Genomic DNA, 12227 nt, shown 5'->3' with positions numbered 1-12227 from the left:
GGGAGGTATCCGGAGCTTGCGACCTTGATGTTAGCCTCTGGTCTAGACCAAGAATTGACCCTACAAGCCTGTTTCTACGTGCAAAGTCAATTTTGGGGATGGGTGTGACTGGGCTTAAGGCACAAGCCTGCGAACAAGCCGTCAGTGGTCTTCGCTACGCCATTGTCGTGGGCTGACGCCAAACCAACGGCGAAACGCCCGGGAGAAAGCACTGGTTTCGGAGTACCCGAGCAACCCCGCCAAGTCGGACACTGGCCGCTTGGGCTGTCGCAGGTAATGCACCGCCACTTCACGGCGCACCTTCTCAACCAGCTGGCTGAAGCTCACTCCCGCCTCACGCAGATGGCGCTGCAACCCGGCCGCACTGAGCTGCAGCGACTGCGCGATCGTCTCGAGGCATGGCTCTCCGCTGCTCAGGGCAAGGCGTACCTGAGCGTCCGCTTCTTCCAGCAGATTGCGCCGTTGATCGCGCGCGCCTAGGCGCTGGAGCACGTCTTGAACCAGAAACAGCAAGTTGGCATCGCGCTCCGGCATCATCTGGTCCTTGAGGTCAGTCTTGGGTACCAGCATCGAGTTGCAACTGCGATCGAAATAGACAGGAGCGCCGAACGCCCTCTGATGGGCCAGCCCGTCTTGTGGGCGCGTATGCTCGAAGCTGACCGCGAAGGGCGCCCAGTCCTTGCCCAATACGTGGCGCATCAGGTTCAGCGCCATGCCCATGGTCAATTCGGCATCCTGGCGGCGCTCCAGAATGGCGCTGTGTCGCACCTGATAATCGAAGCGATAGCACTCGCCGCAGTCGACCAGCCGTATCAAGGTATCGTGCTGATGATAAGGAAACGCCGCCACGAAATTGCGCAGGGCTTCCTCCAACGTATTGGAAAACAACCCGACATAGCCCAGCAGCCCCAGGGCTTGGGGCTGAAACTGCAGACCGTAATGCAAACCGAAATTGTCGCAGTGCGACTGGCGGGCTGCCTCCTCGAGCACCCGGCAGTAATTGGTGAGCGGCAGGCTGAGCGTGGGTTGGCGCAGGCTTTCAGGATTGACGCCGGCACGTCCCAGCACCAAGTCGATGTCACCCCCGACACCTGTCACGAACCCCTCCAGCCCACTGGCAGCAGCCGACAACACGCCGAGGTTGCCCGCTACGGGTGAAACGGTGCAGCAGTGCAGTGGAGAACTCATGGTCTATTCCAGTTCGAATTCGTAACCTCGCTAATGCAAACGCTGTGCCCTTGTATCGCCCTCTCAAACAGGCCCCTTGCAGGCAAAACACCTTCCAACGACTGCCCTGGACTGGGGCAATGAGTAACATCGCGTAACAAACAGTCACGCGAGAAAGCCGGTTATGCCGGAACGCCCCGTTCGGTTGACTGCCCCGCCCATTAATGCTCAGATGCGCCCCAGTTTCAGGTGTCCCCTGCCGCCGTGCCGGGGATTAAACGGGAAGTCGGTGCGTCGCCTTGCGCGATCAGTCCGGCGCTGCCCCCGCAACGGTAAGCGAGCGATGCATTCGATACGCCACTGTGCCGCCGGCATGGGAAGGTGAATGCTTCAAGCCCCTCGCAAGCCCGGAGACCGGCCTGTCACCGATTTTGGCAACACCCGCGGTGGGCGGGCGCGGGCCGGTCTTGGGCAGCCCACTGCCCGCGATTCCCTTGCGCGCCGTCCCCAGTCGGGCTTCATTCACCCCGGTACGGTTGGTCTGCATGTCATCCCCTACCCTACGTCTGGAAAGCTTGCACTGGGCCCCCTCGCCCGGCGGTCAACGCCTGCTCGACGATATCGACCTGCAAGTCCAGCCCGGCGAATTCGTCGGCCTGATCGGCCCCAACGGCAGCGGCAAGACCAGCCTGTTGCGCTGCGCCTATCGCTTTACCCGGCCCGATGGCGGGCGCGTACTGCTGGAAAACGAAGACATCTGGCAACAGTCCCCACGCTGGGTCGCCCAGCGCGTGGCGGTGATGCTGCAGGAGTTTCCCGAAGATTTCGGCCTGAGTGTGCGCGACGTGGTCGCCATGGGCCGAACCCCGCACCAAGGTTGGTTCGACAGCCATGACGACCAGGCATTGATCGATGCCTGCCTGCAGCGACTGGGCCTGCATACCCGAGCCAACCAGGGCTTCGCGCCGCTATCCGGGGGTGAAAAGCAACGTGTATTGCTGGCTCGGGCACTGGTGCAGCAACCGCGCTTGTTGATCCTGGACGAGCCGACCAATCATCTCGACCCGCGTTACCAACTGGCCTTGCTCGAACACCTGCGTGGCACTGGTCTAGGCCTGTTGGCGAGCTTCCACGACCTGAACCTGGCCGCAGCCTTCTGTGATCGCCTGTATGTCCTCGATGCAGGGCGCATCGTCGCGCAAGGCACGCCGGAGCAAGTGCTGACCGAGCACCGCCTGGAGCAGGTCTTTGGTGTTCGCGCCCTGGTCGATCGCCACCCTTTGGCGTCCCACCCACGTATTACTTGGATTACCCCCGCATGAAGCGACGCCTGACTCATCTGGCCCTGCTCGCCGCCCTGCCCCTCACAGCCTGGGCTGACAGCTACCCCGTCACCGTGCGCAGTTGCGAGCGCGACATCACCTTCACCCAAGCGCCGCACCGGGCTGTGAGTCACGACATCAACCTCACCGGGATGCTGCTGGCCCTGGGGCTACGCGAGCGGATGGTGGGCTATAGCGGTATCAGCGGCTGGAAGACCCTCGACCCGTCCCTGCGTGACGCCTTGGCCGGCCTTCCTGAGCTTGCACCGCGCTACCCGTCGCCGGAGAACCTCCTTGATGCCCAGGCCGACTTTCTGTTCGCCGGCTGGGGCTACGGCATGAACGTGGGCGGCCCGCTGACGCCACAGACCCTGGCACCACTGGGTATCCCCGTGTATGAGTTGAGCGAATCCTGCTCCTGGATCATGCCCCGGCGCCGGGCAAGTTTGGAGGATCTGTACCAGGACCTGGACAACCTGGGGCGCATCTTCGACGTTCAACAGCGCGCCAACGTGCTTGTCGAGCACCTGAAGCAGCGCGTTGCGCGGGTTCACGCGCAATTGGACCAAGTGCGGCACAAACCCCACGTCTTTCTCTACGACAGCGGCGAAGACCGCCCCACCACCTCTGGCCGGCTCGGCATGCCCCAGGCACTGCTAGAGGCCGCCGGTGCCGACAACGTGATGGATGACGTGAATGCCAGCTGGACCCAAGTCAATTGGGAGAGCGTGGTGGCGCGGGATCCGGAGGTGATCGTCATCGTCGATTACGGCCCGACGAGTTGGGCGCAAAAACGCGATTTCCTGCTCAATCACCCCGCCTTGAGCGAGGTAAAGGCCATCCGCGAGCATCGCTTCGTGGTGCTGTCGTACCTGCAAGTCACCCCGTCGGTGGATAACGCAAGCGCCATCGAGCAACTGGCGGCGGCCCTGCATCCGCAACTGTTCGCCGAGGCAGCGCACTGATGCCGGTTCGTAGCCCAGGAGGCTATCGCCTGCTGATGTCGCTGCTGCTGATCGGTGTGCTGTTCTCCTGCCTGCTGTCCCTGGGCTTTGGCGCGGCCCATGTGCCGCTGGCGAAGGTCACGGGCATCACGCTGTATCAGTTGGGTATGACCGATATGGGCGACTGGACCCGGGGGCAGGCGCAGATCGTCTGGCAGATCCGCGCCCCGCGGGTGCTACTCGGGGCCTTGGTAGGGGCTGGCCTGGCCCTGGTTGGTGGTGCCCTGCAGGCCGTCACCCGCAACCCGCTGGCCGATCCACACCTGCTGGGTGTCAGCTCCGGTGCGGTGCTGGGGGCGGTGCTGGTGGTGCTGTTCCTCGGCACCTTTGCCGGCCCCTTCAGCCTGCCTCTGGCGGCCTTCGTCGGTGCCTTGGGCAGTATGTTGCTGGTCCTGGCGGTGGCCAGCCGGCGCGGTCGGCTGGACAGCGACAGGCTGCTGCTGGCCGGAGTGGCTGTGTCGTTCGTGGTGATGGCGCTAGCCAACCTGCTGCTGTACACCGGCGACCCCCATGCCGCCAGCTCGGTGATGTTTTGGATGCTCGGTGGCCTGGGCTTGGCGCAGTGGCCGCTGCTCTGGCTGCCGGCGATCTGCGTGCTGGCTGGGTTTGTGCTGCTGATGAGCCTGGCCCGGGCATTGAACGGGTTGATGAGCGGTGAGCAGACCGCCGTGAGCCTTGGCTTCGAGCCACGTCGTGTGCGCGCTCAGGTGTTCGTTGGCTGTGCCCTGCTGACCGGCGTGCTGGTATCGCTCTCCGGCGCCATCGGTTTCGTCGGCCTGATGCTGCCCCATATCGCCCGGCGCCTGGTCGGGGCCGAGCACCGCCGGCTGCTGCCTGCCTGCGCCCTGCTCGGCGCGCTGTTCGTGGTCTGGGTGGATATCGGTGCGCGCACGCTCATCGCGCCTCAAGACCTGCCCATCGGCATTGCGACGGCCGCCATCGGCGGGCTGTTCTTCATCGTCCTGCTACGCCGCAAGGCCTGAACCTAGCGATGTCGGCGGGCCTGAACCTGACGCTTGAGCACACGTAAGGGTGGCGCGTAGAAGAACCCGAACGACACACTCCCCTTGCGCCCAGCGATTGCATGGTGCAGTCGATGCGCCCGGTACAGACGCTTGAGATAGCGGTTCACTGGTTTGGGCGCGCGGGGCCAGTGACGATGAAAGAGCCCATCATGGGCCAGCACATACAACACGCCATACCCCGCCACACCGCCGCCAACCCACTGCAGCGGCGCGTAGCCCGCCTTGCCCAGTGCCACCAGGCCTGCTGCGATCAGCGCCAGGGCCGCCAGGTAGACGTCGTTGGTCTCCAACATGCCCAGGTGCGGCTCATGGTGGGATCGGTGCAGCCACCAGCCCCAGCCATGCATGATGTACTTGTGAGCCAGCGTGCCGACGCCCTCCATGGCCACCAGCGTGCCGAACAGGATGGCGAGATTGAACAACATGTAACAGTCCGAGGTGAGCAACGAGGTGGGCAAGGTTAACATTGCCGGCCCTCCCTTCGGAGGTTTTTCCATGAAGCTTGCGTCGGCCTGACAGACGCTTTCAGACGCCTCTTTTTGGCCAAGGACAGCCCTATGCGTATCCGTCTCACCCACTACCACGACCTTGCCCAGCTCGCCGCAGTCGAACGCTCCGCTGCCCAAGCCTTCAAACGCTTGCCTGAACTGGCCTGGTTGGCGCAAGCCGAGGTACTGGATGACGCCACGCACCAGCGCTGCATCGCGCAGCAGGCCAGCTGGGTCGCGGTGGACGAGCAAGACTTGCCGATCGGGTTCATCTGCGCGCACACCATTGCCAGCGAGTTGCACATCCTGGAGCTCTCGGTACAAGAGCACGCCCAAGGCAAAGGGCTGGGCCGCCGCTTGTTGCAGACGGCTGTCGAGTCTGCGCGCAGCCGTGGTTTGCGGGCTGTCACGCTGACCACCTTCACTGATGTGCCGTGGAATGCGCCGTTCTATGCCCGCCAGGGGTTTACCCTCCTGACCCCTGCGCAGCTGAATGAACGCCTGCGGGGCATTTTGCGTGATGAACAGGCCCACGGCCTGTCCGGGCGTTGCGCCATGCGGCTAGCAATTGGCTAGCGCACTGCTCGCCAGGCTGTAGCGGTCGCGCCCCTGGCGCTTGGCCTCATACAGGGCGGCGTCGGCGGCCGCTGTCAGGCTTTCCGGCGTGGTCGCCTCCGTCCCCGGATAACCCACCGCGATCCCGGCGCTGGCCGATACCTGCCCCAAGGGGCTACCAGCATGCTCGATCACCTGCCGACGCAGCAGCATCAGTATCTCCTGCACGATCGCCACCGCACCTTGGGCGTCGGTGTTGGGCAGCAACAGCGTGAATTCTTCGCCGCCATAGCGCACAGCCAAGTCGCCAGGGCGCTTCAGTGCATGGCCCAGCATGTCGCCAACGCGCCGCAGGCACTGGTCACCTGCCGGGTGGCCGTAGCGGTCGTTATAGGCCTTGAAGTAGTCCAGGTCGATCATCACCAGGGCCAGGGGATACCCCTGACGCCGGGCCCGACGGATCTCCGCCTCGAACACCCCGTCCAACCGGCGGCGGTTGCCAAGGCCGGTCAGGCTGTCGGTCAGGGCCAAGGATTTGAGCGTCTGGTGCGCCTGGTGCAGTGCACGCTCGATGGCAATGCGCTCGCGCAGCTGGCGCAGCACCACCCAGCCAAAGGCCGCGAGCCCCGACAGCAACAGCAGCAACACCGCGACCGACTTGAGCATGTCGTGGCGCCAGGGCGCGATGATCGATTCACGCGACAGGCCAGCCTCGACCACCAATGGGTAATGGGCCAAGGCCCGGTAGGCATACAGACGCGGCGTGCCGTCGACCACCGCGACCGCCTCCACTACACCTTGGTCGGCGTAAGGTAGGTGGTTACGAAAGATCTCGCTGTCGGCCAGGCTGCGCCCCACCACCTGCTCCACGAACGGCCGGCGCACGAGAATAGTGCCATCGCGCATGGCCAGCACCAGCGCACCTCGTTCGTCGATCTTGAAGTCGCCGTAATAGCGCACGAACCAATCCACCTTGATCGAGCCCAGCAGCACACCGGCGAAGCTGCCGTCGGGGTTGTTCAGCCGCCGTGAGATGGGAATGATCAAGTCGCCCGTGGAACGGCTGTGCACCACCGAGCCAATGCGCACCTCTCGGTCGGCATGGGTGCGGTGGTAGATGAAGTAATCGCGATCGGCATTGTTGGCCTGCGGGACGATGGTTGGTTGATCGGTAACGATCCAGCGCCCATCGGCACCGTAGACGAACAACCCATGCAGTTGCGGCATGATCGCTTTTTGTTGCCTGAGCAGCGCATGCAGCCGAGGGCGGTCCAGGTGCTCCAAGCCATCACCCTCGATGCGCTCGGCCAATGCGGCCGTAATCGCATCGACCTGGCGAATGGCATCCTCGGCATGCTGGGCCGTCGCCCGGGCCAGGTTGGTCACCGCAGCTTCGGCATTGAGGAACGCAAGCCGGTAGTCGCGCCAGATCCGCCAGCCTTCGATCAGCACGAAGGCCAGCATCACGACCGCCATGAAGCTCAGTACCAGGCGGAACAAGGCAACGGCGCGGCCCTCGCCAGTCACGGCGAGCAGGCCCTCCTCGTCCTGCCTCCTGCTTGCTGCCATTACAATCCCTTGTGTCCAGCACCTCGACGCCTTTGACTATAGATCAGTGATGCGGGGGCACGGATAACTCGACCCAAGCCGGCGCATGGTCGCTGGCCTTCGGTTCGTTGCGTACCCAGGCATGCACGCCGGCGGCCTTGAGCCGTGGCGAAAGTTCAGGGCTGAGCAACAGGTGATCGATGCGCAGGCCCGCGTTGCGGGGCCAGTGATTGCGAAAGTAGTCCCAGAACGTGTAGACCTGCGCATCAGGATGCAGTTGGCGGATCGCATCGCTCCAGCCTTGCTCCAGCAGACGCTGATAGCACGCCCGGGATTCTGGCTGGAGCAACGCGTCCTTGAGCCAGGAGCGGGTGTTGTAGATGTCCTGGTCGGTGGGCACCACGTTGAAATCCCCCGCCAGTACCGTTGGGTTGCCGCTATCGAGCAACGTCCTGGCATGGGCGATCAGGCACTCGAACCAGCGCAGTTTGTAGTCGAACTTCGGGCCCGGCTGAGGGTTGCCGTTGGGCAGGTACAGACAGCCGATCAGTACACCATGCACTGCGGCTTCCAGATAACGGCTCTGGCTGTCGTCGTCCATGCCCGGCAAACCTCGGCGCACCTCCAGCGGTTCGCTGCCTCGGGCCAGGATGGCCACGCCGTTCCACGACGCTTGCCCGTGGTACAGGCAGCCATAGCCCACCGCTTCCAGCGCCTCGCGCGGAAAGTCCTTGTCCGCAGCCTTCAGTTCCTGAAGGCAGGCCACATCCGGCTGCTCGCGCGCCAACCAGGTCAGCAGGCCTGGCTGGCGGCTGCGAATGCCATTGAGGTTGAACGTGGCGATTTTCAGTGTCTTCATGCGTCAGGGTCATCCACATGAGCCTGCACGGCTTCCTCGAGGGCGCGCACATGGGCTTGGTCGGCCAGGGCCTTGAGCGCCAGCCAGTCATCCCAGTCGATCGCGCCGTCGTCACGCAGCGCCTCGGCGGTACGGACCAGCTCATGGTGGTAGGCGTCCGGCGATTCGCGGCGATAACTCGCGTCATCATACTGGGCGTACCAGGCCTCAAGCTCGGGAATGCTGCGTTCGATGCTCATGGACCGTTCCTCGATGCGACCTTTGAATCTCTGAGCCTCGTCTTGCACCAACGTTCAAACCAATGACCGCTGGTGCCGGCACGACACGGAAAAATCAAACCTTCGCCCATAGGCTGCACTCAACCATAAGCGACACTGAGGTCGCGCCAATGGATAAGGAGTGACACATGAGCAATCTGTTCCTCAAGCGCGTCGGTTTGACCGTCGCGCTCGGCATGGCGTCGATGCACGTGCTGGCCGCTGCCTCCAATGACTTTGTCGACGATGCGACCGAGGCCGGCATCGCCGAAGTCGTGGCCGGCAACCTGGCCCAGGAAAAAAGCAAAAGCCCTGAAATCAAGGCCTTCGCCCAGCAGATGGTCACCGACCACACGAAAGCCAACCAGAAGCTCGGCGACATCGCCCGTTCCCTGGACCTGAGCACACCGGATGAAGCCGCGCTGACCGACAAGGTCAAGAAAGTGATCCTGCAATGGCGCGACGAATCCTTCGACAAGTCCTACATCAACAACCAGGTCGATGCCCACGAAAAGGCCGTGAAGCTGTTCAAGGAAGAGGCCGGCACCTCTGACAAGGCCGAGCTCAAGGCCTTTGCCAGCGAAACCCTGCCCAAGCTCGAGCATCACCTGGAACAGGCCAAGCAACTCCAGGCCAAATACGGTAAATGACCTGCAACGAACGTGAGGCGCATCATGAGTAACGATGCATTGCGATCAGAAATCCTCACCCGCCTGCTTCATGCCCACCCGCAAGGCTTAGGCAAGGAGCTGCTGGACAACTATCGCGGTGAAAAGGCCGTGGCCGGGATGCTCAAGACCCTCCAGGAACAAGGGCTCATCCAGCACGGCAGTGTCGAGGTGGACGCCGAGCACTCATTGAGCGTCGTCTACCCGATCAAGCTATCCTCCGCGGGGGTCGAGGAAGCCAAGAAGATAGACCCGTAACGAGCTAGGGGCCGCCTTGCGGCCCTTTGCGCTCAGGCTTTCTCTTCGTCATCCCTGGGCGGCTTGGCCGGCCCTTGTGGGTCGACTTGCGGATCTTCGAGATCAGGTGAGTCCGGGTCGAACTCCAGATCGTTCTTGTGGGTGGCGTTTTCGGAGGAATGCGGCCCCTGGTCGGGTTTGCAAGAATCAGACTGGCTCATGACAGGTCTCCAGGCGGGTGTCTATGGAAGAACCCGCCCTGGCGCATAAGTTTGATTGTTCTGCCTGTTGCCATGCCCAGCGGCATCACTGCCTGGCTTCCCCCTGCGCCAGCCGCGCCTCGCAGGACGATAGTGCCTCGGTCCGCGAATCGAGCACGCCCTGCAAGCGCTCAAGTTGGCGTGCCTGTTCGCCACACAGCTTGCGGTTTTTCTCCAACTGCGCGGTCTGGGTCTCCAACTGACGGCGTATCTCGTCACTTGCGCCTTGGGCCTGGGCAAGGATCGAGCGCAGCCCTTGCACTTGCGCATCGCGTTGCTCCAGTTGTGCTTCCAGCGCCGTGCGTTGCTCCACCGCCTGACGATGCTCCCCGATCAACCGCTCGTTGTCCCGGTGAAGGTGTGTAGCCTCTTGCTGGCGTACCTGCATGCCCTGCTGCAATTGGCGCAGCTCCACCTGCAGTTGCTGCACCTGCGCCTCATGACGGCGCTGTTCCTGCTCGCGCTCTGTACGAGCGTGGCGGTGCTTTTCTTCCAGTGAACGCACCTGCTCGTCCTTGTCGGCCAGGCGTAACTGCACCTCTTCCAGCGCCTGATTGAGGCTGGCGCTGCGCAGTTGCTCTGCCTGCAAGGTGCTTTGGGTAGTCAGTCGCTTTTCGGATTCGGCCTGCAGCGCGCTCGCCTGAATCTGCAACTGTTGATGCGCTGCCGCCAGCGCCTGCTGCGCTACGTGTACCTGGGCTTGTAGTTGCTCGCGCTGTGCCTCGAAAGCGGTTTCAGCCTCGCGCAGACGTGCCTGGGCCTCGTCGTTGAGCTGCTTGGCCAGTTGCTCGACCAGGCAGCTCAGCTGGGCGCTCAGGCTCGCTGTATCCAAGGGGGTTGGAGGCTGCCCTTCCAGCTCCTTGAGATACCGATGGATCGTGGTCTTGGAGCCGGTGTTCCCCAGCTCGATACGTACTGCGTCGATACTCGGGTGCTCCCCCCGAGCAAGCAGCGCTTGCCGCGCCTGCTGCACTGACGCCCTGTTGATACCGACCCGGGCCATGTTCACTCCTACAATTCGTACCGTGGTACATACCACGTAATACGTAGGAATTTTGCCTTTATCCACAGCGACAATCAACCTGATTAGGGCTAGCCTGGATGCTCCTAGTCAGGGGCCCTGTTCCGTCCTTAGGTATCGAGCTCGAAGCCCCCTCCTGTACGGCCCGGTAACCACGGTGCCAACTAGTCTTCCTGCCTGGGCGCCGCCGGCGCGGTATGCCAGCGCTCCGGGGGGACGAACTTGGCTTGCTCCGGGTCCGCCAGGTAGTGCGGCGACATGATCTGTACACCGTACTCGTTGAACACATCCTGGATATTGGCGTGCAGCATGCTCAGCAGTTCGGCCCGGGGTCGGGGCTCGCTGGGGATCGCCTGGGCGACCAGGCGGTATTCGGGATAGAAGTCGCTCAGCGCCGTCTGGAACACCTGCGGGCTGGGCTGCTCGACAATGCCCGGCGTGCGCCGCGCCGCCTCGATCAACATGGCGTGGACCTGACGCCAAGGCGTGTCGTAGCCGATCGTGACCACGGTATCGACCACATAGCCCTGGCCCTGGACGATGCGTGAGTAGTTCTTGGTCACCGCACTGGTGATCATCGAGTTGGGCAAGGTCAGCACCTCCCCAAGGCCTGTACGAATGGTGGTGGTGAACATGCCGACTTCCATCACCGTGCCCTCATGTTCGGCGATGCGCACGAACTCGCCGGCCCGCAGCGTGCGGGTGTACGTAAGGATCAAGCCCGCCATGCCTTGCCCGATCACGCTGGTGGCTCCCAGCGAGATCATCAGCCCGAGCAGCACCGACAGGCCCTTGAATGCATCGGTGTCGGACCCTGGCAGATAGGGGTAGGCCATGACCAGGGCGAACAGCCAGATACCCAGCGACGCCAGGCGCGTGGTGGGTTTGAGCGTCTCGGCGGTCAGCCAGCGCAAGGTGCCGGGGCGTGACATGCGCTCCAGCACCCGTTTGCTGAAGCCACTGATACCGCGGGCGATGAAGAAAATCGAGACCGCCACCGCGATGCCCGGGATCGCATCGAGTACCCCCCTGAGCAGGTGCTCGACTAGGTTCCACAGGTACACGTTGAGGCTCTCGCCCCAGGGGCGGGTGTAGGGAAACCGCGAGAGCACAAAGCTCATCCATTGGTAGCTGAACAGCAGCAACAGCAGCCAGTACAGCAACCAAAGCAGACGGTCCACCAGGTAGTAAAGGTTCTGCAGGTCGAACAACGGCACATGCCCTACCCGCAACACTTGGGAGTGCTTGCCCATCAACGGCGGCAGCAGGCCCAGCAACTTGCGCCGCGCACCGCGGGTGCCCTTGACCAGTGCCAGGTAGAGCATGGTGGCCAAGGCCGAAAAGCCCGCGGCCTTGAGCAGGTAGTCCAGGCTGCGCGCCTGTCCGGTTTCCTCGACCACCAGGCGCAAGGTCTGCGCGGCCTGCTCGGCGGTCTCACGCACCGACCCGCCGTCTTGGGCCACATCCAGGGGCGCGACGATGAACGCCCGGCGGTTGCCCAATAGCACCAGGTAACTGTGCAAAATGGGCTCGATGCTGACCTGCAACTCGGCCGGCTCTTGCAAGGCCTCGTCGATTACGCCTTGGGCCCGCGTCACGCGTGCTGCTGGCGTCTCCCCCAACAACGTGGCTCGGAACACCACTAGCGTGCGGTTGGCAACCTTCAGTTCGGCGGGAGAGGCCAATACGCCTTCTACCGCCACAGCGGCATCATCGGTGGCGGCGTGACAGATCATCGAAAGCGATAAGAAGATTCCCAGCACCCACGACTTGCAGAGGGTCCAGCCCTTCATTGCCACGGCTCCTTGTGCCTTGA

At 63.2% G+C, this 12227-nt stretch carries 14 protein-coding genes and 1 riboswitch; of the genes, 6 read left to right on the top strand and 8 right to left on the bottom strand.

The window, feature by feature from the left end:
* Positions 1-141: 141 nt before the first annotated feature.
* A complete protein-coding gene (qhpR, locus tag ABOA88_RS01375; RefSeq protein WP_367850813.1) occupies positions 142-1188 on the bottom strand; it encodes an AraC-like transcriptional regulator QhpR in 1047 nt (348 codons plus the stop codon).
* 209 nt (positions 1189-1397) lie between these two features.
* Positions 1398-1604, top strand: a riboswitch (cobalamin riboswitch).
* Positions 1605-1712: 108 nt separating this feature from the next.
* On the opposite strand from qhpR, the gene ABOA88_RS01370 reads away from it, so the two are divergent.
* The 3 genes from ABOA88_RS01370 to ABOA88_RS01360 are packed head-to-tail and all read left to right on the top strand — an operon-like array spanning position 1713 to position 4476.
* The gene (locus ABOA88_RS01370) at positions 1713-2489 is read left to right on the top strand and encodes an ABC transporter ATP-binding protein (protein WP_196168370.1); all 777 of its coding nucleotides are present in this window, start codon (positions 1713-1715) and stop codon (positions 2487-2489) included.
* Positions 2486-3454 carry an ABC transporter substrate-binding protein gene (locus tag ABOA88_RS01365; RefSeq protein WP_196168369.1) on the top strand — a complete coding sequence of 323 codons (969 nt, stop codon included), beginning with the start codon at positions 2486-2488 and terminating at the stop codon, positions 3452-3454. Before ABOA88_RS01370 ends, ABOA88_RS01365 begins: the two co-directional genes overlap by 4 nt.
* Complete coding sequence (locus ABOA88_RS01360; RefSeq protein ID WP_367850812.1) at positions 3454-4476, top strand: FecCD family ABC transporter permease; 1023 nt, start codon at positions 3454-3456, stop codon at positions 4474-4476. Before ABOA88_RS01365 ends, ABOA88_RS01360 begins: the two co-directional genes overlap by 1 nt.
* A gap of 2 nt (positions 4477-4478) precedes the next feature.
* Here the strand turns inward: ABOA88_RS01360 and ABOA88_RS01355 are convergent, their stop codons facing one another.
* Positions 4479-4943, bottom strand: a complete 465-nt coding sequence (locus ABOA88_RS01355; protein ID WP_196168367.1) for a sterol desaturase family protein — start codon at positions 4941-4943, stop codon at positions 4479-4481.
* Between the two features lie 132 nt (positions 4944-5075).
* Here ABOA88_RS01355 and ABOA88_RS01350 point away from each other — a divergent pair, with 132 nt between their 5' ends.
* Positions 5076-5582, top strand: a complete 507-nt coding sequence (locus tag ABOA88_RS01350) for a GNAT family N-acetyltransferase (protein ID WP_196168366.1) — start codon at positions 5076-5078, stop codon at positions 5580-5582.
* Here the strand turns inward: ABOA88_RS01350 and ABOA88_RS01345 are convergent.
* Genes ABOA88_RS01345 through ABOA88_RS01335 form a run of 3 tightly spaced genes read right to left on the bottom strand, consistent with a single transcriptional unit; the run spans position 5568 to position 8207 of the window.
* Positions 5568-7130, bottom strand: coding sequence for a sensor domain-containing diguanylate cyclase (locus ABOA88_RS01345; protein ID WP_367850811.1), 1563 nt, complete (start codon positions 7128-7130; stop codon positions 5568-5570). The two genes, ABOA88_RS01350 and ABOA88_RS01345, sit on opposite strands and share 15 nt — an antisense overlap.
* A 43-nt stretch (positions 7131-7173) precedes the next feature.
* Positions 7174-7968 carry an exodeoxyribonuclease III gene (gene xth / locus ABOA88_RS01340; protein ID WP_367850810.1) on the bottom strand — a complete coding sequence of 265 codons (795 nt, stop codon included), beginning with the start codon at positions 7966-7968 and terminating at the stop codon, positions 7174-7176.
* Positions 7965-8207, bottom strand: coding sequence for a hypothetical protein (locus ABOA88_RS01335; RefSeq protein WP_043210544.1), 243 nt, complete (start codon positions 8205-8207; stop codon positions 7965-7967). The genes xth and ABOA88_RS01335 overlap by 4 nt, the downstream gene beginning before the upstream one ends.
* A 167-nt stretch (positions 8208-8374) precedes the next feature.
* On the opposite strand from ABOA88_RS01335, the gene ABOA88_RS01330 reads away from it, so the two are divergent.
* On the top strand, positions 8375-8875 hold the full coding sequence (locus ABOA88_RS01330) for a DUF4142 domain-containing protein (protein WP_196168363.1): 501 nt from the start codon (positions 8375-8377) through the stop codon (positions 8873-8875).
* Positions 8876-8899: 24 nt separating this feature from the next.
* Entirely contained in the window at positions 8900-9151 is a 252-nt protein-coding gene (locus ABOA88_RS01325; protein ID WP_196168362.1) for a hypothetical protein, read from the top strand.
* 32 nt (positions 9152-9183) lie between these two features.
* Here ABOA88_RS01325 and ABOA88_RS01320 read toward each other — a convergent pair whose 3' ends face one another.
* From ABOA88_RS01320 to ABOA88_RS01310, 3 genes are all read right to left on the bottom strand, one after another.
* On the bottom strand, positions 9184-9351 hold the full coding sequence (locus ABOA88_RS01320; protein ID WP_196168361.1) for a DUF6021 family protein: 168 nt from the start codon (positions 9349-9351) through the stop codon (positions 9184-9186).
* Positions 9352-9436: 85 nt separating this feature from the next.
* On the bottom strand, positions 9437-10393 hold the full coding sequence (locus ABOA88_RS01315; protein WP_367850809.1) for a DNA-binding protein: 957 nt from the start codon (positions 10391-10393) through the stop codon (positions 9437-9439).
* Positions 10394-10575: 182 nt separating this feature from the next.
* A complete protein-coding gene (locus ABOA88_RS01310) occupies positions 10576-12204 on the bottom strand; it encodes a mechanosensitive ion channel family protein (RefSeq protein WP_196168359.1) in 1629 nt (542 codons plus the stop codon).
* Between the last annotated feature and the right edge of the window lie 23 nt (positions 12205-12227).

This window comes from Pseudomonas sp. PKS (genome assembly GCF_051913525.1).
Lineage (GTDB): Bacteria > Pseudomonadota > Gammaproteobacteria > Pseudomonadales > Pseudomonadaceae > Aquipseudomonas > Aquipseudomonas guariconensis_D.
The sequence above is the reverse complement of the archived record's forward strand: the minus strand, read 5'-3'. Positions and strand labels throughout refer to the sequence as shown.

What these genes read in the sequence shown, in the direction of transcription:
- ABOA88_RS01310 (WP_196168359.1), bottom strand. Translation starts at nt 12,204, where the DNA reads ATGAAGGGCTGGACCCTCTGCAAGTCGTGGGTGCTGGGAATCTTCTTA.
- ABOA88_RS01330 (WP_196168363.1), top strand. Translation starts at nt 8,375, where the DNA reads ATGAGCAATCTGTTCCTCAAGCGCGTCGGTTTGACCGTCGCGCTCGGC.
- ABOA88_RS01360 (WP_367850812.1), top strand. Translation starts at nt 3,454, where the DNA reads ATGCCGGTTCGTAGCCCAGGAGGCTATCGCCTGCTGATGTCGCTGCTG.
- ABOA88_RS01365 (WP_196168369.1), top strand. Translation starts at nt 2,486, where the DNA reads ATGAAGCGACGCCTGACTCATCTGGCCCTGCTCGCCGCCCTGCCCCTC.
- ABOA88_RS01335 (WP_043210544.1), bottom strand. Translation starts at nt 8,207, where the DNA reads ATGAGCATCGAACGCAGCATTCCCGAGCTTGAGGCCTGGTACGCCCAG.
- xth (WP_367850810.1), bottom strand. Translation starts at nt 7,968, where the DNA reads ATGAAGACACTGAAAATCGCCACGTTCAACCTCAATGGCATTCGCAGC.
- ABOA88_RS01320 (WP_196168361.1), bottom strand. Translation starts at nt 9,351, where the DNA reads ATGAGCCAGTCTGATTCTTGCAAACCCGACCAGGGGCCGCATTCCTCC.
- ABOA88_RS01315 (WP_367850809.1), bottom strand. Translation starts at nt 10,393, where the DNA reads ATGGCCCGGGTCGGTATCAACAGGGCGTCAGTGCAGCAGGCGCGGCAA.
- ABOA88_RS01370 (WP_196168370.1), top strand. Translation starts at nt 1,713, where the DNA reads ATGTCATCCCCTACCCTACGTCTGGAAAGCTTGCACTGGGCCCCCTCG.
- qhpR (WP_367850813.1), bottom strand. Translation starts at nt 1,188, where the DNA reads ATGAGTTCTCCACTGCACTGCTGCACCGTTTCACCCGTAGCGGGCAAC.
- ABOA88_RS01325 (WP_196168362.1), top strand. Translation starts at nt 8,900, where the DNA reads ATGAGTAACGATGCATTGCGATCAGAAATCCTCACCCGCCTGCTTCAT.
- ABOA88_RS01355 (WP_196168367.1), bottom strand. Translation starts at nt 4,943, where the DNA reads ATGTTGTTCAATCTCGCCATCCTGTTCGGCACGCTGGTGGCCATGGAG.
- ABOA88_RS01345 (WP_367850811.1), bottom strand. Translation starts at nt 7,130, where the DNA reads ATGGCAGCAAGCAGGAGGCAGGACGAGGAGGGCCTGCTCGCCGTGACT.
- ABOA88_RS01350 (WP_196168366.1), top strand. Translation starts at nt 5,076, where the DNA reads ATGCGTATCCGTCTCACCCACTACCACGACCTTGCCCAGCTCGCCGCA.